The organism is Agrococcus lahaulensis DSM 17612 (genome assembly GCF_000425105.1).
Taxonomy (GTDB): domain Bacteria; phylum Actinomycetota; class Actinomycetes; order Actinomycetales; family Microbacteriaceae; genus Agrococcus; species Agrococcus lahaulensis.
Window position 1 is genome coordinate 587,367 of sequence record NZ_AULD01000005.1, and the last position, 21,939, is coordinate 609,305.

Here is a 21,939-nt window from a genome sequence, read left to right on the forward strand (position 1 = left end):
AGCCTCCCCGGGGGAAGGACCGGTCAGGCGATCGCGCCCATCCGCCGGACCGCCTCCTCGATGACGTCGGGGCGCGTGCCGAGGTTGAAGCGCACGTGGTTCGCGCCGCCGGTGCCGAACGCCTCGCCGGCGCTCAGCCCGACGCGCGCCTGCTCGAGGAAGGCCTTCGCCGGCCCGCTCGAGAGCCCGATGTAGCCGGGGTCGGGGCGCGCCGCCGGGTCGGCGACCCGCGACTCGCGGCAGTCGAGCCACGCGAGGAAGGTCGCCTCGCCCGGCCGCCAGCGGATCGATGGCGCGTGCTCGGCGAGCAGCCGCCCGAGCAGCGCGCGGTTCTCGCGCAGGCCCGCGAGCACCTCGTCGAGCCACGCGCCGCTCTCGGCGAAGGCCGCGACGTGCGCGATCGACGCGAGGTGGGAGGGGCCGTGGCTCACGACCTCGGCGATCGAGGCGAGATCGCCCGCCGTCTCCTCGCCGCCGACGATGAGCGCGGTGCGGAGCCCCGCGAGGTTGAAGGCCTTCGACGCGCTCGTGAGCGAGAAGCCGCGCGGGTCCACCGTCCAGTAGGGCGTGAGGGGCGCGTCGAAGAGCAGCGGCGCGTGGATCTCGTCGGAGACCACGCGCACGCCGTGCCGATCGGCGATCGCCGCGACCCGCTCGAGCTCGTCGCGCGAGTGGACCGTGCCGGTCGGGTTCTGCGGGTTGCACAGCAGCAGCACCGCGCGGGCTCGCGCGTCGGGGGCGGCGCCGCCCACGCGCTCGCACACGGCCTCGAGCGCGTCGAGGTCGAGCCGCAGGTCGTCGCCGAGCGGCGCCTCGACGACCTGCCGCTCGGCGTGCACCGAGTAGGCGTGAAACGGCGGGTAGACCGGGCTGTTGACGATCACCGAGCCGCCCGGGGGCGTGAGCTGCCGGATGAGCTCGAACGCGCCCATCATGACGTCGCTCACGAGCGCGGTGCGGTCGACGACCGCCTCGGCGCCCCAGCGCTCCGCCGCGAAGCCCGCGAACGCATCCGCGTACCCCGTGCCGTGGAGGTATCCGGTGTCGCCCCGCAGCATCGCGTCGTGGACGGCGCGGATGATCGGCTCGGCCGGCACGACGTCCATCTCGGCGACCCACATGGGCAGCACGTCGGGCTCGAAGAAGCGCCACTTGATGCTCGTGCGCTCGCGCAGGCGGTCGAGGGGCACGAGCTCGAAGGGGTTCACCACGACCCCATCCTGATGGATGCGCCCGATTCAGGCGACCTGCTCGAGCAGCCCCGTGTCGACGTCGTAGAGGAAGCCGCCGACCTCGGCGCGGTCGCCGATGAGCGGGTGCGAGCGCACGCGGTGCACGTCCTCGATGATCGAGAGCCGCTGCTGCTCGATCGCGCCGAGGTCGAGCCACGACGCGTCGACGCCCGCGGCCTCCGAGATGTCCATGAGCAGCTCGCGCTCCGACTTCGACGCCATCGCGCAGCGCGTGTGCTGCACGAGCAGCACGCGGTTCACGCCGAGGAGGTTGACGCCGAGCACGAGCGCGACGAGCGTGCGCTCGGTCGCGCGGCCGCCCGGGTTGCGCAGGATCTTCGCGTCGCCCGGCACGAGCCCGATCATGCCGAGCGGGTCGATGCGCGAGTCCATGCACGTGACCATCGCGACACCCGCCTTCGCGACGCCGTCGAAGCCCTGGAGGTTGAAGTTGGAGGCGAACTCGCGGTTGTGCGCGAGGAGGTCGTCGAAGGCGTTGCTCATGGGTATGAATCTAGTGCGAGCATGACCCCATGGAGATCCGCGCGCTCGCTCAGCAGATCGACGCGATCTCGCGCCGCTACGCCGAGGTGTACGGCTTCGAGCGCGACGCCGACTGGCTCGTGCTCAAGCTGCAGGAAGAGGTCGGCGAGCTCGTGCAGGCGTGGCTCGCGAAGACGGGCCGGCAGCGCGACAAGGGCCACAGCCCCGAGGAGATCGACCGCCGCTTCGCGCTCGAGCTCGCGGATGCGGTGGGCATGCTGCTCGCGCTCGCCGAGGCCACGGGCGTCGACATCGAGCGGGCGATCGACGACAAGTGGCTCGTCTGGGACCGGCGCGTCTCGCAGCGCGCCGGCGAGGCGGACGCGCCCGAGCGCGACTGAACGAGCGCGACGGAGCGCGCGCTGCCCCGTCGCCCACGGCATCCGACGACCATGGTGCCGCCGTCGAGGTCGCCCCGATAGCCTGCCGCCATGACGCAGACCGCCATCATCGTCGGTGCCGGACTCGGCGGCCTCGCGGCCGCGCGTGCGCTCGAGAGCGCCGGTTGGCACGTGCGGGTGCTCGAGGCCGCGCCCGAGGTGCGGGCCATGGGCGCGGGCATCAGCATCACGAGCAACGGGCTCGAGGCGCTCGATGAGCTCGGGGTGGGGGATGCGGTGCGCGAGCGGGCGGTCAAGGCACGACCCGAGGGTGTCTTCACCGACCAGGGCTCGCGCCTGCAGCAGGGCTTCGCGCACGAGTCGAGCGCCGTGCACGCGATCCACCGCGGCACGCTGCTCGAGATCCTGCGCGACGGTCGGGAGGTCGAGACGGGCATGCGCGTCGTCGGCGCCGCCGACGGGTCGAGCGGCCGCCCGAGCGTCACGATCGAGCACGGCGCCGCCGACCCCGACTCGCGCGACGCGCGCGCCGAGCGGCAGGCGCGCGCCGACCGCTCGCTCGGCATCAAGGTGGGCCGTCGGCTGCAGCGGGCGCTCGAGCCGGGCGACGAGCCGATCGACCGCCGCGCCGAGCGGCGCGCGACGAAGCGGCAGGTGCGGTCCGCCGCCGAGAGCCGCTTCGAGACGCTCGAGGCCGACCTCATCGTCGGGGCCGACGGCATCGACTCCGCGGTGCGGAAGGCGCTCTGGCCGAAGGCCGCGACCGACTACTCCGGCGCGACCTGCTGGTACGGGGTGCTGCAAGCGGAGTCCGACTCGCCCTCGGGCGCCCGCCAGTACCTCGGGCGCGGCGCCGAGTTCGGGATGGTGCCGATCGACGGCGGCCGCGTCTACTGGTGGGGCATGGCGCACGCCCGGATGGGCCGGCGCGCGCCCGACGAGCTCGAGGCCGCGCGCGAGCGCTTCGACACCTGGGCGCCCGAGGTGCGCGACCACATCGCCGCGACGCCGCAGGCGTCGATCACGCGCCGCGACCTGCACTGGCTCGCGACGCCGCTGAAGTCGTTCCACCGCCCGGGGGTCGTGCTGCTCGGCGACGCGGCGCACGCGATGCTCCCGACCCTCGGGCAAGGCGGCAACCTGACGCTCGAGGACGCCGCGACCCTCGGCATCCTGCTCGCCGACCACCCGCTCGAGCAGGCCCTCCGCGCCTACGACAGCGAGCGCATCCGCCGCACCGATCGCTTCAAGCAGCTCTCGCACCGGCTCGCCCACACGACGACCGAGACGCGCAGCCCGGTGCTCGTCGCGGCCCGCAACGGCGCCTACAACCTCATGCCCGCGATGCTCGCCGAGATCGCCGGCGACTGGATGCTGCACTGGCGCAGCCCGCGCGCGAAGCGCTGACGCGGGACGCGTCCGGCGACACGCCCGAGGGCGACATGGGTAGTTCTCCCCATAGTCCTCTCCCAGGTACGGGCGCTACCGTTTGGCGTAGCCCGGCTGGGGCCCCGCAAGGGGAAATCGGGCTACGAGACAGGGATCCGGCGCATCGCGCCGGAGTGCAAGGGCCTCAGGGACGGGGCGTTGCACGACTCGGCGAGAGCCGGTCGTCCACATCACAGAGCGGGGCTCGACTGGGGTCGGGCCCCCTCTCTCGTTCTCGGGCTCATCGCAGTTTGCAGCCGTTCCCGACGCCCGGGACGGGCGTCGGCGCTGGGGTCGCGGCGACGACCCGAAAGGGTCGTCGCTCTAGAGCTCCACCGCGCGTTCAGCGAGCAGCATCGGGAAGATGAGCTCGCGGTTGAGCGGCGCCTCCGCCTCGTCGTCGATGCCGATCGCCGGGTCGATCCACCGCACCGCCTCGATCTCGGCGCGCGCGTGCGGCTCGATCGCGTCGCGGGTGCGGAACACGCTCGCTCGCAGCGCGAACCCCGCCTCGTTCGCGGCGCGCGTCTCGAACTCGCCCATCGGCTCGATGCGGTCGAGGCCGATCTCGACGCCGAGCTCCTCGAGCACCTCGCGCACGCCGCACTCCGCCGCGCTCTCGCCGGGCTCGGGCTTGCCGCCCGGCAGCATCCACGCGGAGGTGCCCCGCTTCCGCACCGTCAGCACCGCGCCGTCGGCGCGCTCGAAGCAGATCGCCGAGACCGTGATGACGCCCATGCGACCAGGCTAGGCGGCTCGGCTACGGGCGGCGGTAGGCGCTGCCGTCAGCCTCGCGCTCGAGGAGGCGGGCGTCGACGAGGTCGCGGCGCAGCGTCGCGGGGTCGTCGGTGATCGCGGCGAGCCGCTCGGTCACCGCCGCCTCGGAGGCGCCGTCCCCGGCGGGCAGCGCGCGGTCGATCGCCCACGCGAGCAGCGCCGCGCGATCGCCGGGGCGCTTCGGCCACACCGCGATGCGACCCTCGCGCACGAACCGGTCGATCCCGCTCGCCGCGGGGCGATGGCCGAGCAGCGGCGTGAACGGATCGGCGGGCTCGACGGCGCCGTCGACGACGGTGACGAGCCCTGCGCGCTCGAGGGCCCGGACCTCGCGCTGCGCCCGCGCCGTGAGCGCCGAGACCTGCACGGGGGAGCGGTTCGCCGCCCCGAGCACGATGCGAGCCCACGCGAGCCGTCGGCCCTCATCGGCGAGCGTCGCGGCGATCGGCCTCCACGCATCTGTCATGTCCTCATGCTGGCAGGGGACTTCTCCCCATCGCATCTTCAGCGTCGCGCTCCTACGGTGGAGGCGTCGGCACCGATCGGGGCCGGCGGTCGAAGACTTCGAGGGAGTGATCATCGCATGAGCGATTTCGGCGCATCGTATGCAGAGATGGAGTCCGTGGCGGGCAAGCTCGACACGGGCAAGGAGGACATCTCGGGTGTCCTGAAGGACCTGAAGGGCCAGGTCGACACCCTGCTGGGTGAGGACTTCAAGACGCAGCACGCGTCGGGCAAGTTCGGTGAGGGCTACGAGGAGCTCACGTCGGGTCTCGAGAAGGCGATCGAGGGCATCTCCGAGATGGGCGAGGCGCTGCGCGGCATGATGCAGGCGATCCAGTCGCTCGACGAGCAGCTCGCCGGCAGCTGATCGTGCCGCTGTAGCCGGCGGGCGCGCTGCTGCGCCCGCCGGCTCTTCGCATCCCATCCCAATCCGACTCGGAAGGATCACCGTGGACGTCATGCTCGACCTCGAGCGCCTCAAGCAGGCTCGCACGAGCCTCGGCAGCGCTGTCGAGAGCTTCAAGGGCGCGAGCTCGTTCAACAACGACCTCGAGCGCGCCGTCGCCGAGCCGGACGACCGGAGCTCACTCCGTCGCAAGGTGAGCGACTTCGAGTCCGACTGGAACGGTCGCCGCGGCGACCTCACCGAGATGCTCGAGGAGATCCACAAGGGCATCGACACCATCATCACCGAGTGGGATCGGTGGGACACCGAGACCGCCGCAGAGCTCGAGCCGACGGGAACCGTCCGATGACCTACCGCTCACCGACGGCCGGCTACGCGCTGCGCCCGCTCGCGGGCAACCCCGACAAGATCGAGACCGACGCCGCGAGCTTCATCCGCCTCGCCGACGACCTCGACGCGCTCTCGAGCGAGCTGCAGGCGATCGGCACCTCCGACGTGCACAGGTCGAAGGGCACGGATGCGCTCGCCGAGCTCGCGCTCAAGGCCAAGCCCGAGGTCGACAAGGCTGAGCAGCGCTACCGCTCCACCGCCGAGGTGCTGCAGGCGTACGCCCCGCAGCTGCGCAAGGCGAAGGACTGGATCGACGATCACCAGGAGTCGATCGAGCAGGCCGAGCGGGATTGGGAGGCCGCCGTCGAGGCGGCGGAGGACGCGCGCCGTGAGCAGCGCAGCCTCACGCGGGTGATGCCCTGGGAGGACGACCCGACCGACGCCGAGCTCACCGCCGCCCAGGGCGCGGTGTCGAGCGCCGAGGGTGCCGAGTCGACGGCCAAGGGGATCCGCGACGAGCGCTGGGAGTCGTTCGAGACCGTCTTCTCCACCTGGTCGGACGCCTACGACGACGCGGTCGCCGGCGTCGACGGCGCGATCGAGGCGGCGGGCAACAACGACGGCTTCTGGGAGGGCCTCGCCGACTTCCTCGACATCCTCGGCTGGGTCGTGACGGGGCTCGCGATCATCGCGCTGTTCGTCTCGGGGCCGATCGGCCTCGCGCTCATGGCGCTCGTGGTCGTCGGATCGCTCGTGCTGCTCGCGGGCAAGATCGCGCAGTACGCGACGGGCCGCACGACCTGGCAGGACGTCGCGCTCGCCGGCTTCGCGCTCGTCACGCTCGGCGCGGGCGGCGCGATCGCTCGGGTCGCGAGCAAGGGCGCGCCGACGCTCAGCGGCGCGATCGGCGCCACTCGCGCCGCGGCGCGACCGGCGATCCGCTCGGGCATGCCCGGCCCGACCCTCAACCCGTTCACGTGGCACCGGCCGCTCTCGAACCGCGTGAGCGCGTGGGGGCAGGCACGCGCCGCGACGCCGCGGCCCGGCATGATCGTCAACGGCTTCGACTCGATCCGCTTCGGCGGCACCGAGACGGGGCGCACGCTGCAGTTCCTCAACACCGCTCGCAGCAACCTCCGCCAGTACCCTGGCGTCGTGAACGGCATCGACGACATGATCGCGCGAGCGACGCCGAGCGTCGCCTCGCAGATCGGGCAGTTCTCGCTCTGGAGCGTCGGCACCGGGCTCGACCTCGGCGACAAGTTCGGCCTCGTGCCGAAGTCGGACCCGCTCGTGCGCCTGTGAGCATCGCGATCGCTCCCGCGCGAGCCCGGTCCCCCTGGGAGCGCGCGTACCGCATCGCGACGGTCGCCGCCGCGGTGCAGTTCGGGTGGGTGTTCTTCATGGGGCTCCTCGCCGGCGGGCAGTTCCTCGCCGAGGAGTGGCCGCGATGGGACCCGCTCGCCGAGTGGCCGGTGCTCGCCGTGCCCGCGTGGCTCACGATCGCGATCGGCGCAGTCGCGGCAGCGGCGGCCATCGCGATGGCCGTGCGGCGCGAGGTGACGGATGAGGTGGGCGTGGCGTTCCAGGACCTCGCGACGGGCGTGCTCCTGCTCGGCCTGCTCCCGGTCGGGCTCGCTCGCGCGTACGCCGGAGTGGGCGTGCCGGACGGAGCGCTCGGATGGCACTGGATCGCGTCGCTCGTCTTCGTCGTGACGCTCCTCGCGCTCGTGGTCCGCGTCGTCCGCGCCTCGCGCGCGAGCCGCGCGCCTCGCGCCGGGCGGTCGTCGTGAGCGCGGCGTCGCTCCGCGAGGAGCTGACGCGCGAGTCGCCGCGAGGCTTCCGCATCGCGTTCCCGCCGGGCTGGCGGCACTACCCGGTCGACGATCGCGGCCGCGCCGCGCTCCTGCGCGACATCGCCGAGCGCGCGAAGCTCGTCGGCCGACCCGATGTTGACGCGGCACTTCGCCGCAAAGCGCGAGAGCAGTTCGACGGGCTGCGCCAGAGCCGGGGCGTCGCGATGTACGTGCCTGGTGCCGAGGCGACAGCCGAGAGCGGCATGCCGATGTCGGTCGTCGCCTCTCGCTGGCTCGCCCCGGCGGGCACGCCGCTCGAGGCCGACGTGCGCGCGCGGGCGGGGGCCGAGGTCGTGCGCATCGACATGCCGCACGGCACCGTCCTCCGGTGGGTCGTGGACCGCGACGGCGCATCCACTCGAGAGGGCGTGCTGACGCGCACGGTCTCGTACGTCCATCCGGAGCCGGGCGACGACGCGCGGCGCGGCATCCTGCTCACGGCGGGCATCCTGCACCTCGGCACCGACGAGACCGATCGCATGGCCGATGCGCTCGTCGAGCTCGCCGACGCGATCGTGGAGACGTTCCGGTGGAGCTGAGCGACCCGGTCGCGCACTTCGACGCCGACCCGGATGTGTGGGTGCCGGTGCCGCTCGGATTCCCAAGCGAGCGCTGGCCGACGCCGCAGGCGTGGGCGGCGCGAGCGGCGGCCGATCTCGCGCCGTTCTGGCGACTCGACGACCTGCAGCGCGCCGACCTCGAGCACATGGCGCTCGTCATCGCGTCGAGCCCGACTCCGCTGCCCGGGCCGGTCGCGAGGTTCTGGCACCTGCCGCTCGAGCCGGGCGTCTCGCGCGTCGTGCACGCCTACGCCGAGCCGTTCGAGCCCGACTGGCGCGAGCGCATCGAGGAGTGGGCGACGGACGGCTACGAGGGGGCGCTCTTCCAGCGGGCCGAGCCGCGCGCATCCGAGGTGTTCGGCACGCTCGTGTGCACGAGCGCGCTGTGGCCCATCCCCGGCGAGCCCGGCGCCGCGGCTGCGGTGCTGCGCGTGATCGGCGCGCTCGACGACATGATCGTCGTGATCGAGGTGCTCGACGCCGACCTCTCCGTCGCCGCGCGGCTGCTCGAGCCCGCGGTCGGCCTCGCCGAGTCGCTGCGGCTCGGACCCGCCGCATGACGGCGGCGGTCGCGGCGCTCGCCGCAGCTCAGCCCGCCGTGCGCGTGATGAGCTTCGAGAGCACGATCGCCGAGCGCGTGTGGTCGACGGTCGCGGCCGCCCGCACCTTCTCGAGCGCGTCCTCGAGCGCGATGACGTCGCGCGCCCGCATGATGACGATCGCGTCGGCCTCGCCCGTCACGGTGCCGGCCTCGACGATCTCTGGCACTCCGGCGAGGATGCGCTTGAGGTCGGTGGGGGAGACGGTGCCGCGACAGAACAGCTCGACGTACGCCTCCGTGGCGAGGCCCTCGACCGCGGGATCGACCTGCACGGTGAAGCCGCGGATCACTCCGTCGGCGACGAGCCGGTCGATCCGCCGCTTCACGGCAGAGGCGGAGAGGCCGACCTCGGCACCGATGTCCGCGTAGCCGGCTCGCGCATTGAGTCGCAAGCGGTCGATGATGCCGTGGTCGATTCGATCCATACGCACGAATCTACAGTGCCGACCGGCTGACTTGCACGAAACTAGCGTGCAGACCGGCGCATTTGCGTCGATCCGTTGCGACCCTGGATGCATGCAGCAGACGACCGACGCGCGCCCCGAGACCGCGAACCCCCAAACCGCGAGCACGCAGACCGCGACCGCGCCGCTCGGCCCCGACGCCCGAGCGGCCGTGCACAAGACCGTGCTCATGTGCCGCCCCGACCACTTCACCGTGAGCTACCGCATCAACCCGTGGATGAACCCCGAGCTCCCGACGAGCACGCCGCTCGCGGTCGAGCAGTGGCAGTCGCTCCACGACGCCTACCGCTCGCTCGGCTACGACGTCGAGCTCATCGAGCCCATCCCCGGCCTCAACGACATGGTCTACGCCGCGAACGGCGGCTTCACGCTCGATGGGCACGCCTACGGCGCGAAGTTCACCTACGAGGAGCGCGTGCCCGAGGGCCCCGCCTACATGTCGTGGTTCGAGGCGAACGGCTTCGAGGTGCACGAGCCGCGCGCGATCAACGAGGGCGAGGGCGACTTCCTGCTCTCGAACGGCGCGATCCTCGCCGGCCACGGCTTCCGCACGACCCTCGAGTCGCACGACGAGCTGCGCAGCATCTTCGATCGCGAGGTCGTGAGCCTGCGCCTCGTCGACCCGTCGTTCTACCACCTCGACACCGCCGTCGCGATCCTCGACGAGTCGAACATCGCCTACCTCCCGAAGGCGTTCGACGACGCGAGCCGCGCGGAGCTCGAGCGCCGCTACCCCGACGCGATCCTCGTCGACGACCAGGACGCATCCGTGCTCGGCCTCAACTCCTTCGGCGACGGCCGCACGATGCTCATCGCCGAGCGCGCCACGGGCTTCGAGCGCCAGCTGCGCGAGCGCGGCTACGAGACCGTGGGGCTCGACCTGAGCGAGCTGCTGCTGGGCGGCGGCGGCATCAAGTGCTGCACGCTCGAGCTGCGACGATGACGGGGAAGGCGACCATGATCCAGTCGACGGATGCGGTGCGCACCGACGCCGTGAGCCCGGCCACGCGCGAGGCGATCGAGCAGGTCGAGGCGCACGCCGCCCACAACTACCACCCCCTGCCCGTCGTCGTGACGGACGCGGAGGGCGCGTGGGTCACCGACGTCGACGGCCGGCGCTACCTCGACTGCCTCGCCGCCTACTCCGCGGTGAACTTCGGGCACGGGAACCCGCGGCTCCTCGCCGTCGCGCACGCGCAGCTCGACCGCGTCACCCTCACGAGCCGCGCCTTCCACTCCGCGGCGCTCGGCCCCTTCGTCGAGGCGCTCGCCGCGCTCGCAGGCAAGGACACGGTGCTGCCCATGAACACGGGCGCCGAGGCGGTCGAGTCGGCGATCAAGGTCGCGCGCCGCTGGGCCTACGAGGTGAAGGGCGTGCCCGCGGGCGAGGCCGAGATCATCGTGATGGAGGGCAACTTCCACGGCCGGACGACCACGATCGTCTCCTTCTCGGACGACCCGGATGCGACGTCGGGCTACGCGCCCTTCACGCCCGGCTTCGTGCGCGTGCCGTTCGGCGACGCCGCAGCGCTCGAGGCGGCGATCACGCCGCGCACCGCTGCGGTGCTGCTCGAGCCCATCCAGGGCGAGGCGGGCATCAAGATGCCGCCGGCGGGCTACCTGCAGCACGTGCGCGAGGTCACCTCGCGCGAGCGCGTGCTGCTCATCGCCGACGAGATCCAGTCGGGGCTCGGCCGCACCGGCGCGACCTTCCAGTGCGACAACGAGGGCGTCGTGCCCGACGTGTACCTGCTCGGCAAGGCGCTCGGCGGCGGCGTCGTGCCGGTCTCGGCGGTCGTCGCCGACGCCGACGTGCTCGGCGTGCTGACGCCCGGCTCGCACGGCTCGACGTTCGGCGGCAATCCGCTCGCGGCGGCGGTCGGGCTCGAGGTCGTGCGGATGCTCTCCGAGGGTCACATGCAGGCTCGCGCCCGCGAGCTCGGCGAGCGACTGCACGCGGGCCTCGCGGAGCTCGTCGGCCACGGGGTCACCGAGGTGCGCGGCGTGGGGCTGTGGGCGGGGATCGACATCGATCCCGCCGTCGGCACCGCCCGCGACGTGTGCGTGCGGCTGCTCGAGCGCGGCGTGCTCGCGAAGGACACGCACGGGCAGACCGTGCGGCTGGCGCCGCCGATCGTCATCGAGGAGTCGGACCTCGAGCTGCTGCTCGGCGCGTTCCGCGAGGCCGTCAGCGCACCGCCCTCCCCGATCGTCGAGTAGGGCCGCTCCTCCGTTCGTCGAGTAGGGCCGCAGGCCCGTATCGAGACGCCGCCGGTCCGGTCTCGATACGCCGCCTGCGGCGGCTACTCGACCAGCGGAGGTTGCGGCGGCTGCTCGACCAGCGGAAATTGCGGCGGCTGCTCGCCCAGCGGAGGTTGCGGCGGCTACGCGACCAGCGGGTCGTGGCGCCTACGGCTCCGGCGTCGCGCCCATCGGGTCGGCGGCCTCCGCGGCGCCGTCCGCGTCGGTCGGCTCGATGCGCTCGCCCGCCCCCTCAGCCGCGTCGTCGAACGCCGACGTGCCGTCGGAGAGCGTCTCGGCGATGATGCCGAAGTAGTTGCCGTCGGGGTCGCGGAGGTAGGCCACCCGGCCGACGCCGCGCAGGTCCTCTGCTGGCACCGCCTCGCTCCCGCCGAGCTCGACCGCGCGCGCGACCGCCGCATCCGCGTCGTCGACGCCGATCACGACGTTGCAGCCGTTGACGGGGGCGTCGGCAGCGGGCGCCGGACCCTCGCGCAGCGCGAGGCCGCCGTTGATGCCCATGCCCGGCGCATCCATCTGGATCGAGCCATCGCCGGTCTCGATCGTCCAGTACGGCACGTCGCCGAACTGCTCGAAGCGCCACGCGAAGAGGCCGCTGTAGAAGTCGATGAGCCGCTGGGGCTCGGAAGCGTAGATCTCGAAGTGCACGACGAGGCTGCTCATGCCGCGACGCTACGCGGTCAGCGCCGCTCGCACCAGGGCTCCGGCCGCCCAGCGCACGCGACGCCGGGTCTGCCTGCACTCATAGCGGAAGGGGAGTATGGTCGCGGGGTGGCTGAAAGCATCCTCCTCGGGCACGCACCCAGGCCGACCGACGGCGCCCAGCTCGCGAAGCGCATCCGCACCGTCGTGATCGCCGCGGAACCCGCCGGCATCGCCTGCACATCGATCATCGACGCCGAGCTCGACGGCGCCGACATCGCGAGGCTCCACCTCGACCTCACCGGCTTCATCCTCGCCGGAGAGGTCGACCGCGACCGCGCACGGCTCGAGCCGCAAGGCGCGTCCGTGCGCTGGGAGTCGGCCGTGCTGCGCGACCTGCGCGTGCACGCCGCACCCATGCACGTCTCCGGCGCCGACGTGACGCTCGAGGCGCAGCTCACCGACGTGCCGTTCACCTGGATCGAGACCGACCACGGCGAGCTCGCCGTCGACCTCGCGCGCCTGACCGCCGATCGCCCGCTGCACGGGCACGCGATGGTGTCGGTGCCGAAGGCGCAGATCGGCAAGGCGGTGCTCGGCCTCGCCGAGTCGGCGCTGCTCGACCACGGCGTCTCGGTCTCCAAGCTTGAGCTCGACGTCGAGTCGACCGGACCGCGCGACCTGCGCATCGCGGTCGACGCGAAGGTGCGCAAGGGGCTGCTCGGCGCCTCGGTGCGCGGCACCGCGAGCGCGTCGATCGACGACCGCATGGGCGTGACGCTCTCGGACATCCAGGTCGACAGCGGCAACCCGCTCGTCTCGGCGATGCTCGGTGCGATGCGGGGCAAGATCGAGCGCTACGAGGGCCGCCGCATCGACCTCGCCTCCGAGCTGCCGACGGGCATAAGCCTCGCCGACGTGCAGGTGCGCGTGACCGACGCGGTCACGATCGAGGCGCGGCTGGTCTAGCTCCGCTTCGACACGCTGGGCGCCTGCGGCGCGCAGCGGCTCAGCCGGCGGGCGTGAGCGCGAGCCGCAGCCCCGACGCCTCGAGGCGGCGGCGGGACTCCTCGGCGTCGATCCAGTCGAGGTGCGGGAAGGCGCCGAGCGGCACGACCGAGTGCAGCACTGTCGCCGGGTAGACGTGCACGAGGTTGAACGCCCGGGCGCCGTCGCGGCCGCGCGTGCCGCCGACCGGCACGTTGAGGTCCTGCGTGTAGCAGGTGGCGGAGGCGACCGACACGGGGATGCCGCCGAACGTCGCGGTCGACGAGTAGTGGAGGTGGCCGGCGAGGATCGAGCGCACGTCGGTGCCGACGAGCGCCTCCTGCAAGTTCCGCTGGTCGCGCAGCTCGACGCTCGCCGCGAGCTCGAGCACGCTCGGCACCGGCGGGTGGTGCATCGCGAGGATCGTGCCGTCCGGGGCGGGCTCCGCGAGCACGGCGCGCAGCCACTCGAGCTGCGCGTCGCCGACCTCGCCGTGGTGGTGCCCGGGCACGGTCGAGTCGAGCGTCACGATCCGCAGGCCGCCGACGTGCGTGACGGCGTCGATCGGCGCGTCCGAGGGGGCCTCGCCGAGCAGCTCGGTGCGGAACGCGCGTCGCTCGTCGTGGTTGCCCATCACCCACACGACCTGGGCGCCGAGGTCCTCCGCGACCGGGTCGACGATCCGGCGGAGGCGACGGTACGCATCCGCCTCGCCGCGGTCGGCGAGGTCGCCGGTGAAGACGATCGCCTCGGGCCGCGCGCCCGACGCCTCGAACTCGTCGAAGAGGCGGCGGAGGTGGTCCTCGCTCGCGACGCGGTCGTAGAGGCGGCCGCCGCCGGCGAGGAGGTGGGTGTCGGAGATGTGGAGGAGGAAGTGGTCCGGCCGGGGGTGCTCGGCGGATCGGGTCGTCACGATTCGTCCTGTTCCAAGGTGTCGGCTCTTCGTCGAACTTGCTCGGAGGCTAGTCCAGCGCACGCTCCCGAACGCGACGTGAACGCGGCGTGTATGGAAGCACAACGCGGGACCGTGCCACCGGATTCCGGCGAAGTAGCATGGATGGTCGGAGACGGAAGGAGCGGCGCACCCAGTGGCAGACGAGCAGCAGCGGAAGGTCGACGACCCGGACAGCGTCTTCACGCCCGCCCGGCCCGTCTCCCGCATCCGCGTCTCGGCGGCCCCCGAGCTCGTGGTCCTGCCGTCCGGCGGCCGCTTCGACCGCTTCGACCGGGACGACGTCGTGCTGCAGAAGGGCCGCTACGCGCTGCTGAGCGGCCACATGACGCCACACGAGTCGATGGTCGAGGACCTCCTCGCGCTGCGCGACGCGCTCGACGCCGCCGACATCCCGTGCCTGCTCGTGCGCGACGACGACGGGCGGCCGATCGTCGCGGTCGACAAGGCGCTGCGCAAGGAGCTCGCGGCCGCGCTCGCCGAGGCGTTCGCCGACGAGCCCTTCTACGCCGAGGCGATCGCCCCCGAGAAGGCGCTCGGCGCCGGTGCGGTGCTGCTCGCCGACGGCCGCCTCGCGGGGCACCGCAAGGCCGGCGCGATGCGCGTCTACCGGCCGCGCGTCGCTCCCGCAGGCCGGCTGCGCTACGGCCGCGAGACGGCGGTGCAGCTCGAGCTGTGGCGCTTCGGCGACGAGACGCTCAAGGCGCCGCTGCCCAACGCGCTCATGCGCGCGACGATGCCGCGGAGCGAGGCGGTCGTCGACACGGTGCTGCGCTACGGCCGCGAGTGGCAGACGATCCGCGACATGTGGGAGCCGCTCGCGAGCGACGTCTCGTTCGACATCGACATGGTCTTCTCGTGGGTCGACGGCTCGAGCGACGAGTTCCAGCGCGAGCGCGCGAAGCGCATGCAGGCGTACGTCGTGGGCGAGGGCGACGACTCGGAGGCGCGCTTCCGGCAGATCGACGAGCTCAAGTACGCGCTGCGCTCGGTGCACATGCACGCGCCGTGGGTGCGCCGCATCTTCATCGCGACCGACTCGCCGGCGCCCGAGTGGCTCGCCGACCACCCGAAGGTGACGATCGTGCGCGCCGAGGAGATGTTCGCCGACCCCTCGGTGCTGCCGACCCACAACTCGCACGCCGTCGAGGCGCAGCTGCACCGCATCGAGGGCCTCAGCGAGCACTTCCTCTACTCGAACGACGACATGTTCTTCGGGCGACCGCTCAAGCCGGATGTGTTCTTCTCACCGGGCGGGATCACGAAGTTCGTCGAGGCCACGACCCGCATCGGCATGGGCGAGACGCACGCGAAGCGCTCGGGGCACGACAACGCCGCGCGCACGAACCGCCGCCTGCTGCGCGAGCGGTTCGGCGCCATCACGACGCGCCACCTCGAGCACTGCGCGGCGCCGCTGCGGCGGAGCGTCATGGCCGAGCTCGAGGCGGAGTTCCCCGAGGACTTCCGCCGCACGGCTGCCGCGCGCTTCCGCTCGGCGACCGACATCTCGGTCACGAACTCGCTGTACCACTACTACGCGCTCATGACCGGGCGAGCGGTGCAGCAGCGCGACGCGAAGGTGCAGTACATCGAGACGACGCTGAAGAAGGCGCTGCCGGCGATGGCTCGCCTGCTGAAGAAGCGCGACCAGGACATGTTCTGCCTCAACGACGGCTCGTTCCCCGAGATCTCGGTCGAGGAGCGCACCGCGGCGGTGCGCGGCTTCCTCGAGGCGTACTTCCCGATCCCCGCACCGTGGGAGCGGCAGGCGACGACCGCCGCGGGAGTGGACGCCGCGGTGACCGCGTCGCGCTGAGCGGTCGGATCGACGCGGAAGCGTCGGATGTTCGACACCCCGAAGCGGCGGTCCAGGCGGACACTCCGCGGGTTGGCTCGCCAGAACATCGGATCTCTGCCACGCTAGGCGGTGGATCGAAGGAGTTCCCGATGCGTCAAGCGGTCATCGGCGTCGACGTCGGCACGTCGAGCACGAAGGGCGTCCTGGTGAGCCTGGACGGCTCCGTGCTCGCGAGCGCGATGCGCGAGCACGCGGTGGATCGTCCGGCCCCGGGCCACGTCGAGATGGATCCCGAGCGCTGGTGGCTCGAGCTCGTCGAGATCGTCGCCGAGCTGCTCGGGAGCGGGCGCGTGGACGTCGTGGCGGTCGGTGTGAGCGGCATGGGTCCCTGCGTCGTGCTGCTCGACGCGGACGGCGCGCCGGTGCGGCCCGCGATCCTCTACGGCGTCGACACTCGAGCCGGTGAGCAGATCGCGCGGCTGAACGCCGAGCTCGGGGAGCGGCCGATCGTCGAGCGCGGAGGCACCCCGCTCACCTCGCAGGCCGCGGGGCCGAAGATCGCCTGGGTGCGCGAGCACGAGCCGGAGGCCTTCGCCCGAGCGCGATCCTTCGCGATGCCGGCATCGTTCCTCGCGCACCGCCTGACGGGCGAGCTGCTGCTGGACCACCACTCCGCGAGCCAGTCGTGGCCGCTCTACGACCTCGACGGCAGCCGCTGGCACGAGCCGTGGTGGGACGCCATCGCGCCGGGCATCGAGCGGCCGCGGCTCGGGCTGCCGAGCGACCCCGCGGGCACCGTCACCGCCGACGCCGCGCGCCTCACCGGGCTCCCCGAGGGCATCCCGGTCGCGCTCGGCACGATCGATGCCTGGACGGAGGCAGTGAGCGCCGGCGCGACGGGCAGCGGCGATCTCATGCTCATGTACGGCACGACCATGTTCCTCATCACGACGACGGACGACCGGCCCGCCGCACCCGGGATGTGGACCACGCGCGGCGTCGCAGCCGGCTCGTACTCGCTCGCCGGCGGCATGGCGACTTCCGGCGCCATCACGACGTGGCTGCGCGACCTGCTCCCGGGCGCCGACTACGCGACCCTCAGCCGGCTCGCGGAGGAGAGCGGACCGGGCGCGCGCGGCCTCCTGATGCTGCCGTACTTCGCCGGCGAGCGGACGCCCATCCAGGATCCGGACGCGCGTGGCGTGCTCGTCGGCATGACGCTCGGCACCACGGCGGGTGACCTCTACCGCGCGGCGCTCGAGGCGACCGCGTTCGGCGTGCGCCACAACGTCGAGGTGATGCGGGATGCCGGCACTCGGATCGACCGTGTCGTCGCGGTCGGTGGCGGCACGACAGGCGGACTCTGGACGCGCATCGTCTCGGACGTCACCGGGCTGCCGCAAGCGGTGCCGAGCGTGACGGTGGGCGCGAGCTTCGGTGCCGCGTTCCTCGCGGCCGGGCTCGTCGGCGATCCCGACATCGCCGATTGGAACCCGCCGGCGGTCATCGTCGAGCCCGATCACGCGCGGCGCGCGCTCTACGACGAGCGCTACCGCCACTACCGCGACCTCTATCCGGCCACTCGCGAGATCGCGCACGCGCTCGCGGCCGGCAGCCGCTGACCACCTATCAGGAGGAGCACCATGACGACCGCCTATGCCATCCCCGACCGCCGCGCGTGGCCCGAGGCCGCGCCGAAGACCGTCTACGCCGTCGCGTCCGGCGACCTCCGGCTCGCCGCGAACACGACGTGCTGGCCGGCGCAGCAGGCCTTCGAGGCACAGGTGCGCGCGGCCCTCGAGTCGCACGGATGGGCGATGCAGCGCGCGCACGACGTGGATCCGGAGACGGGGCATGGCTTCATCGACTCGCAGGCTCGCGGCATCGAGGTCTTCCGCTCGGTGCCGCGGGAGGCACCCGTCGTCGTCGTCGACGCCGTCTGGCAGTACAGCCACCACGTGCTCGCCGGCCTGCGCGCCCACCGCGGGCCGATCCTGATCGTCGCCAACTGGGCGGGGGAGTTCCCGGGTCTCGTCGGCCTCCTCAACCTCACGGCGAGCCTGACGAAGGCGGGCATCGAGCACTCGATCCTGTGGAGCGAGGACTTCACCGACGAGTGGGCGCTCGGCAAGCTCGCCGAGTGGCTCGAGACCGGCGCGATCGAGCACGATACGTCGCACGTGCGACCGCTCGGCGCCCTGCCCGACGGACCGGAGGCCGAGCTCGGCTCGGCCCTCGCCCAGCAGCTGCGCGACGACCACGCGGTCATCGGCATCTTCGACGAGGGCTGCATGGGCATGTACAACGCCATCATCGACGACGAGATGCTCAACGCCACGGGGATCTACAAGGAGCGGCTCTCGCAGAGCGCACTGCTCGCCGAGATGGATCGCGTGCCCGCGAGTGAGGCCGAGGCGGCGCTCGCGTGGCTCGAGGATGCAGGGCTGCGCTTCCACTGGGGCACGGACGAGGCGACCGAGCTCACGCGAGCCCAGGTGCTGAGCCAGATGCGGATGTACGTCGCCGCGCTGCGCATCGGCGACGACTTCGGCGTCGACGCCATCGGCATCCAGTACCAGCAGGGGCTCAAGGACCAGTGCGCCGCCTCCGATCTCGCCGAGGGCCTGCTCAACAACGTCGAGCGCCCGCCGGTGCGCTCGCGCGACGGCGCTCGTGAGCTGTGGCCCGGTGCTCCGCTGCCCCACTTCAACGAGGTCGATGAGGGGGTCGCGGTCGACGCGCTCGTGACGAATCGCGTCTGGACCGCGATGGGCTTCGACCCCGCCACGACGCTCCACGACATCCGCTGGGGCGAGGAGTACGACGGCGACTTCGTCTGGGTCTTCGAGATCTCGGGCTCGGTGCCGGCGAGCCACAACGGCGGCTACGACAAGTCGTACTCGATGCGCCAGGTCCCCATGTTCTTCCCGAAGGGCGGCGGCACGCTCGCGGGCGTCTCGAAGCCGGGTGAGATCGTCTGGTCGCGCGTGTTCGTGATGGACGGCGCCCTGCACGCCGACATCGGCCGCGCGCACGTCGTCGAACTGCCGGAGGAGGAGACGCGGCGCCGGCTCGAGTCCACTGACCCGCAGTGGCCGATCATGCACGCCGTGCTGCACGGCGTGAGCCGCGACCAGCTCATGGCACGCCACAAGTCCAACCACGTGCAGGTCGCCTACGCGCCCGACGCCGAGGCCGCCGACCGGGCGCTCACCGCGAAGGCGGCGATGCTCTCCGGGATGGGCATCCAGGTCCACCTCTGTGGCGACATCGCTCTCTGAGCGTGGGGCGGTCGGATGTCTGATGGCGCGCGGTCCCAGGCATCCGACCCGCCCGGCTCGGGGCTCGTCCCTGTCCGCCCGGGCGTCTCCGCCGTCCCGCAACGCTTCCCGCCTCGCGACGACGCGCAACAATGCAGGACGCGCGCCGTCCGGCGAAATGGTTATCCGCTCGTGACCTTGCGGGGTCGCGGCGGGCCCGCCGGGTAGGTACATTCAGATACAACTTGCGACGGCGCATCCGATGTGGGCATCATAGGTCGGATCTTTCCGACGCAAGTCGGCGACGACTATCCCTTCAACGAAGCAGGTTCGACGTGACAGCAGCCCTCCTCGAGGTCGAGGGGATCAGCAAGAGCTTCCCGGGCGTCCGGGCGCTCCACGAGGTGCAGTTCACCCTGCACTCCGGCGAGGTGCTCGTGCTCGTCGGCGAGAACGGAGCGGGCAAGTCGACGCTGATGAAGATCCTCTCCGGGATCTACCAGCGTGACACGGGGTCGATCCGCGTCGACGGGCAGGAGGTCGAGATCACGACGCCCGCGCGGGCGCAGGAGCTCGGGATCAGCATCATCCACCAGGAGATGAACCTGATGCCCGACCTGACGGTCGCGCAGAACATCTTCATCGGGCGGGAGCCTCGCAAGGGGCCCTTCCTCGACGAGCGAGGCCTGAACCGCAAGGCGCAGCAGCTCCTCGACGACCTCGGGGTCAAGCTCGATGCGAGGGCCCTCGTGGGCGACCTCACCGTCGCGAAGCAGCAGATGGTCGAGATCGCGAAGGCGCTCTCGTTCAACGCACGCGTGCTCATCATGGACGAGCCGACGTCCGCGCTCACCGACACCGAGGTCGAGACGCTCATCGGGCTGATCGAGAGCCTGCGGGCCAAGGGCACCGGGATCATCTACATCTCGCACCGCATGGAGGAGCTCAAGCGCCTCGCCGACCGCGTCACGGTGCTCCGCGACGGCGAGTACATCGGCACGCTCGAGCGCGACGAGATCCATGTCCCCACGATCATCGAGATGATGGTCGGTCGCGCCATCGACGAGGGCGCTCGGCCGCGCGCGAGCGAGCACGCCCGCGATGACGTCGTGCTGCGCGTGAGCGGGCTCTCGACCCGAGACCTCCTGCGCGACGTGAGCTTCGAGCTGCACCGCGGCGAGATCCTCGGCTTCGCGGGGCTGATGGGCGCTGGGCGCACGGAGAGCGCCCGCGCGATCATCGGTGCCGACCCCCGCACGGCCGGCACCATCGAGGTGCACGGCAAGCCCGTGACCATCCGGCAGCCGGCCGACGCCGTGAGGGCGGGCATCGGCTACCTCTCCGAGGATCGGAAGCGCCTCGGGCTCATGCTCGAGCAGAGCGTGACCTTCAACACCGCGCTCGCCTCGATCGATCGCTTCACGGGACCGCTCGGCTTCGTGCAGCAGGCGAAGGCCCGGCGCGTGGCGCAGCAGTACGTCGAGGACCTGCGCACCAAGACGCCCTCGACCGAGCAGCTCGTCAAGCTGCTCTCGGGCGGCAACCAGCAGAAGGTCGTCATCGCGAAGTGGCTCGCGCGCGACAGCGACATCCTGATCTTCGACGAGCCGACACGAGGCATCGACGTCGGCGCGAAGGAGGAGATCTACCGCCTGCTGCAGCGATTGGCGGACGAGGGCAAGTCGATCATCGTCATCTCGAGCGAGCTGCCCGAGGTGCTGCGGCTCGCGCACCGCATCGTCGTGATGGCCAACGGCCGGGTGACCGGCACGCTCGCCAACGAGGACGCGACCCAGCAGAAGATCATGGACTACGCGACGAACCTGGTCGCGGACGAACAGGGAGCAGCATGAGCGACACCATCCAGCAGACGCCTGCGCCGGCACCCTCCGACGAGGCCGTCGCGAGGGAGCGCGGCAAGCGCGCCGACATCTGGCGCAAGGGCCTGCAGCAGGGCCTCGCCTTCGGCACGCTCATCGTGCTGCTCGTCTTCTTCTCGATCGCGAGCAGCAACTTCTTCACCTGGTCGAACATCTCGGGCATCCTGCTCGCGACGGCCGTCATCGGCATCCTCGCCCTCGGCACGACGTTCGTCATCACGACGGGCGGCATCGACCTGTCGATCGGCACGGGCATGACGCTCGCCTCGGTGATGACCGGCATCTTCGCGGTCAACCTCGGCATGCCGCTCGTCGTCGGCGTGCTCGCGGGCATCGCGACGGGCGCGCTCATGGGCCTCATCAACGGCGTCAACGTCGCCTTCCTGCGCCTGCCGCCGTTCATCGCGACGCTCGCGATGATGATGGTCGCGCAGGGTCTCGCGCTCGTGATCTCGGGCGTCCGCCCCATCTACTTCTCGAGCGTCCCGGGGTTCAAGGGCATCGCGACGGGCACGCTCGTCCCGGGTCTCCCGAATGCCGTGCTCATCATGTTCGCGCTCGCGGCGATCGCCTACGTCATGCTCGCGAAGACGTCCTTCGGCCGCTACACGGTGGCGATCGGCTCGAACGAGGAGGCGACGCGGCTCTCCGGCGTCAACACGCGCCGCTGGCTCGTCACCGTCTACACCGTCGCGGGCGTCTTCACGGGCATCGCGGGGGTCGTCATGGCCGCTCGCCTCGACTCGGCGCAGCCCCAGCTCGGCGTCGGCTACGAGCTCCAGGCCATCGCCGCAGTCATCATCGGCGGCACCTCGCTGCTCGGTGGCCGCGGCTCCATCGTCGGCACCCTGATCGGCGCGCTCATCATGAGCGTGCTCATCAACGGCCTGCGCATCATGTCGATCCAGACCGAGTGGCAGAACGTCGTCGTCGGCGTCGTGATCGCCATCGCCGTGTTCGCCGACACCCTGCGCAACCGCAAGGGCGTCTGAGAAGCCTGCGCGCGACGGCCCCGTGCCGACCGTCGCGCGCTGCCGGAGCGCTCCGGCACCTCCTCGCCCGCGAGGGCGACAGCGGCACAGCACCAAGGAGAGAGTCGGGCCACCGGCTCCGAGA

At 72.0% G+C, this 21,939-nt stretch carries 23 protein-coding genes; 16 read left to right on the top strand and 7 right to left on the bottom strand.

What is annotated here, in order from left to right:
- Positions 1 to 23 precede the first annotated feature (23 nt).
- Positions 24 to 1,211, bottom strand: coding sequence for a MalY/PatB family protein (locus tag H508_RS0103415; protein ID WP_245569434.1), 1,188 nt, complete (start codon positions 1,209 to 1,211; stop codon positions 24 to 26).
- A 27-nt stretch (positions 1,212 to 1,238) separates the two neighbouring features.
- On the bottom strand, positions 1,239 to 1,736 hold the full coding sequence (locus H508_RS0103420; protein WP_026373030.1) for a beta-class carbonic anhydrase: 498 nt from the start codon (positions 1,734 to 1,736) through the stop codon (positions 1,239 to 1,241).
- A 29-nt stretch (positions 1,737 to 1,765) separates the two neighbouring features.
- Between H508_RS0103420 and H508_RS0103425 the strand changes: the two genes are divergently transcribed.
- Positions 1,766 to 2,116, top strand: a complete 351-nt coding sequence (locus H508_RS0103425; RefSeq protein WP_021010520.1) for a nucleoside triphosphate pyrophosphohydrolase family protein — start codon at positions 1,766 to 1,768, stop codon at positions 2,114 to 2,116.
- 90 nt (positions 2,117 to 2,206) lie between these two features.
- Entirely contained in the window at positions 2,207 to 3,523 is a 1,317-nt protein-coding gene (locus H508_RS0103430) for an FAD-dependent monooxygenase (RefSeq protein WP_026373031.1), read from the top strand.
- Positions 3,524 to 3,868: 345 nt separating this feature from the next.
- Here the strand turns inward: H508_RS0103430 and H508_RS0103435 are convergent, their stop codons facing one another.
- Positions 3,869 to 4,282 carry an NUDIX hydrolase gene (locus H508_RS0103435; RefSeq protein WP_026373032.1) on the bottom strand — a complete coding sequence of 138 codons (414 nt, stop codon included), beginning with the start codon at positions 4,280 to 4,282 and terminating at the stop codon, positions 3,869 to 3,871.
- A gap of 22 nt (positions 4,283 to 4,304) precedes the next feature.
- Positions 4,305 to 4,787 carry a DUF2087 domain-containing protein gene (locus H508_RS0103440; protein ID WP_026373033.1) on the bottom strand — a complete coding sequence of 161 codons (483 nt, stop codon included), beginning with the start codon at positions 4,785 to 4,787 and terminating at the stop codon, positions 4,305 to 4,307.
- Between the two features lie 117 nt (positions 4,788 to 4,904).
- Between H508_RS0103440 and H508_RS0103445 the strand changes: the two genes are divergently transcribed.
- The 6 genes from H508_RS0103445 (at position 4,905) to H508_RS0103470 (ending at position 8,537) form a co-directional block, all read left to right on the top strand.
- A complete protein-coding gene (locus tag H508_RS0103445; protein WP_021010516.1) occupies positions 4,905 to 5,192 on the top strand; it encodes a WXG100 family type VII secretion target in 288 nt (95 codons plus the stop codon).
- A gap of 82 nt (positions 5,193 to 5,274) precedes the next feature.
- A complete protein-coding gene (locus tag H508_RS0103450) occupies positions 5,275 to 5,580 on the top strand; it encodes a hypothetical protein (protein ID WP_021010515.1) in 306 nt (101 codons plus the stop codon).
- Positions 5,577 to 6,866 (top strand): hypothetical protein, encoded by a 1,290-nt coding sequence (locus H508_RS0103455; protein ID WP_026373034.1) that lies wholly within the window; start codon positions 5,577 to 5,579, stop codon positions 6,864 to 6,866. The genes H508_RS0103450 and H508_RS0103455 overlap by 4 nt, the downstream gene beginning before the upstream one ends.
- Positions 6,863 to 7,354, top strand: coding sequence for a hypothetical protein (locus tag H508_RS16580; RefSeq protein ID WP_026373035.1), 492 nt, complete (start codon positions 6,863 to 6,865; stop codon positions 7,352 to 7,354). Before H508_RS0103455 ends, H508_RS16580 begins: the two co-directional genes overlap by 4 nt.
- On the top strand, positions 7,351 to 7,956 hold the full coding sequence (locus H508_RS0103465; RefSeq protein WP_021010512.1) for a hypothetical protein: 606 nt from the start codon (positions 7,351 to 7,353) through the stop codon (positions 7,954 to 7,956). The genes H508_RS16580 and H508_RS0103465 overlap by 4 nt, the downstream gene beginning before the upstream one ends.
- A complete protein-coding gene (locus H508_RS0103470; RefSeq protein ID WP_021010511.1) occupies positions 7,947 to 8,537 on the top strand; it encodes a hypothetical protein in 591 nt (196 codons plus the stop codon). Before H508_RS0103465 ends, H508_RS0103470 begins: the two co-directional genes overlap by 10 nt.
- 28 nt (positions 8,538 to 8,565) lie before the next feature.
- On the opposite strand, the gene H508_RS0103475 is transcribed toward H508_RS0103470, so the two are convergent.
- Positions 8,566 to 9,003 (bottom strand): Lrp/AsnC family transcriptional regulator, encoded by a 438-nt coding sequence (locus H508_RS0103475; protein WP_021010510.1) that lies wholly within the window; start codon positions 9,001 to 9,003, stop codon positions 8,566 to 8,568.
- A gap of 91 nt (positions 9,004 to 9,094) precedes the next feature.
- On the opposite strand from H508_RS0103475, the gene ddaH reads away from it, so the two are divergent.
- Together ddaH and rocD are read left to right on the top strand one after the other, a co-directional pair.
- Positions 9,095 to 9,985 carry a dimethylargininase gene (ddaH, locus tag H508_RS0103480; protein WP_084154996.1) on the top strand — a complete coding sequence of 297 codons (891 nt, stop codon included), beginning with the start codon at positions 9,095 to 9,097 and terminating at the stop codon, positions 9,983 to 9,985.
- Positions 9,982 to 11,262, top strand: a complete 1,281-nt coding sequence (gene rocD, locus H508_RS0103485; protein WP_026373037.1) for an ornithine--oxo-acid transaminase — start codon at positions 9,982 to 9,984, stop codon at positions 11,260 to 11,262. The genes ddaH and rocD overlap by 4 nt, the downstream gene beginning before the upstream one ends.
- 189 nt (positions 11,263 to 11,451) lie before the next feature.
- Here rocD and H508_RS14300 read toward each other — a convergent pair whose 3' ends face one another.
- The gene (locus H508_RS14300) at positions 11,452 to 11,967 is read right to left on the bottom strand and encodes a VOC family protein (protein WP_084154998.1); all 516 of its coding nucleotides are present in this window, start codon (positions 11,965 to 11,967) and stop codon (positions 11,452 to 11,454) included.
- Positions 11,968 to 12,075: 108 nt separating this feature from the next.
- Here H508_RS14300 and H508_RS0103495 point away from each other — a divergent pair, with 108 nt between their 5' ends.
- On the top strand, positions 12,076 to 12,915 hold the full coding sequence (locus tag H508_RS0103495) for a hypothetical protein (RefSeq protein WP_026373038.1): 840 nt from the start codon (positions 12,076 to 12,078) through the stop codon (positions 12,913 to 12,915).
- Positions 12,916 to 12,955: 40 nt separating this feature from the next.
- Here the strand turns inward: H508_RS0103495 and H508_RS0103500 are convergent, their stop codons facing one another.
- Entirely contained in the window at positions 12,956 to 13,846 is an 891-nt protein-coding gene (locus tag H508_RS0103500) for a phosphodiesterase (RefSeq protein ID WP_026373039.1), read from the bottom strand.
- A 274-nt stretch (positions 13,847 to 14,120) separates the two neighbouring features.
- Here H508_RS0103500 and H508_RS14305 point away from each other — a divergent pair, with 274 nt between their 5' ends.
- The 5 genes from H508_RS14305 to H508_RS0103525 all read left to right on the top strand — a co-directional run bounded on the left by H508_RS14305 (position 14,121) and on the right by H508_RS0103525 (position 21,815).
- Complete coding sequence (locus H508_RS14305; RefSeq protein WP_245569454.1) at positions 14,121 to 15,701, top strand: stealth family protein; 1,581 nt, start codon at positions 14,121 to 14,123, stop codon at positions 15,699 to 15,701.
- Between the two features lie 131 nt (positions 15,702 to 15,832).
- Positions 15,833 to 17,305, top strand: a complete 1,473-nt coding sequence (locus H508_RS0103510; RefSeq protein WP_026373040.1) for an FGGY-family carbohydrate kinase — start codon at positions 15,833 to 15,835, stop codon at positions 17,303 to 17,305.
- Positions 17,306 to 17,326: 21 nt separating this feature from the next.
- A complete protein-coding gene (locus tag H508_RS0103515) occupies positions 17,327 to 18,964 on the top strand; it encodes a fucose isomerase (protein ID WP_035253724.1) in 1,638 nt (545 codons plus the stop codon).
- 314 nt (positions 18,965 to 19,278) lie between these two features.
- A complete protein-coding gene (locus H508_RS0103520; RefSeq protein WP_026373042.1) occupies positions 19,279 to 20,796 on the top strand; it encodes a sugar ABC transporter ATP-binding protein in 1,518 nt (505 codons plus the stop codon).
- Positions 20,793 to 21,815 (top strand): ABC transporter permease, encoded by a 1,023-nt coding sequence (locus H508_RS0103525; protein ID WP_035253725.1) that lies wholly within the window; start codon positions 20,793 to 20,795, stop codon positions 21,813 to 21,815. The genes H508_RS0103520 and H508_RS0103525 overlap by 4 nt, the downstream gene beginning before the upstream one ends.
- Positions 21,816 to 21,939: the final 124 nt, after the last annotated feature.

What these genes read in the sequence shown, in the direction of transcription:
- H508_RS0103420 (WP_026373030.1), bottom strand. Translation starts at nt 1,736, where the DNA reads ATGAGCAACGCCTTCGACGACCTCCTCGCGCACAACCGCGAGTTCGCC.
- H508_RS14300 (WP_084154998.1), bottom strand. Translation starts at nt 11,967, where the DNA reads ATGAGCAGCCTCGTCGTGCACTTCGAGATCTACGCTTCCGAGCCCCAG.
- H508_RS0103440 (WP_026373033.1), bottom strand. Translation starts at nt 4,787, where the DNA reads ATGACAGATGCGTGGAGGCCGATCGCCGCGACGCTCGCCGATGAGGGC.
- H508_RS0103510 (WP_026373040.1), top strand. Translation starts at nt 15,833, where the DNA reads ATGCGTCAAGCGGTCATCGGCGTCGACGTCGGCACGTCGAGCACGAAG.
- H508_RS0103445 (WP_021010516.1), top strand. Translation starts at nt 4,905, where the DNA reads ATGAGCGATTTCGGCGCATCGTATGCAGAGATGGAGTCCGTGGCGGGC.
- rocD (WP_026373037.1), top strand. Translation starts at nt 9,982, where the DNA reads ATGACGGGGAAGGCGACCATGATCCAGTCGACGGATGCGGTGCGCACC.
- H508_RS0103515 (WP_035253724.1), top strand. Translation starts at nt 17,327, where the DNA reads ATGACGACCGCCTATGCCATCCCCGACCGCCGCGCGTGGCCCGAGGCC.
- H508_RS0103425 (WP_021010520.1), top strand. Translation starts at nt 1,766, where the DNA reads ATGGAGATCCGCGCGCTCGCTCAGCAGATCGACGCGATCTCGCGCCGC.
- H508_RS0103430 (WP_026373031.1), top strand. Translation starts at nt 2,207, where the DNA reads ATGACGCAGACCGCCATCATCGTCGGTGCCGGACTCGGCGGCCTCGCG.
- H508_RS0103455 (WP_026373034.1), top strand. Translation starts at nt 5,577, where the DNA reads ATGACCTACCGCTCACCGACGGCCGGCTACGCGCTGCGCCCGCTCGCG.
- H508_RS0103475 (WP_021010510.1), bottom strand. Translation starts at nt 9,003, where the DNA reads ATGGATCGAATCGACCACGGCATCATCGACCGCTTGCGACTCAATGCG.
- H508_RS0103435 (WP_026373032.1), bottom strand. Translation starts at nt 4,282, where the DNA reads ATGGGCGTCATCACGGTCTCGGCGATCTGCTTCGAGCGCGCCGACGGC.
- ddaH (WP_084154996.1), top strand. Translation starts at nt 9,095, where the DNA reads ATGCAGCAGACGACCGACGCGCGCCCCGAGACCGCGAACCCCCAAACC.
- H508_RS0103525 (WP_035253725.1), top strand. Translation starts at nt 20,793, where the DNA reads ATGAGCGACACCATCCAGCAGACGCCTGCGCCGGCACCCTCCGACGAG.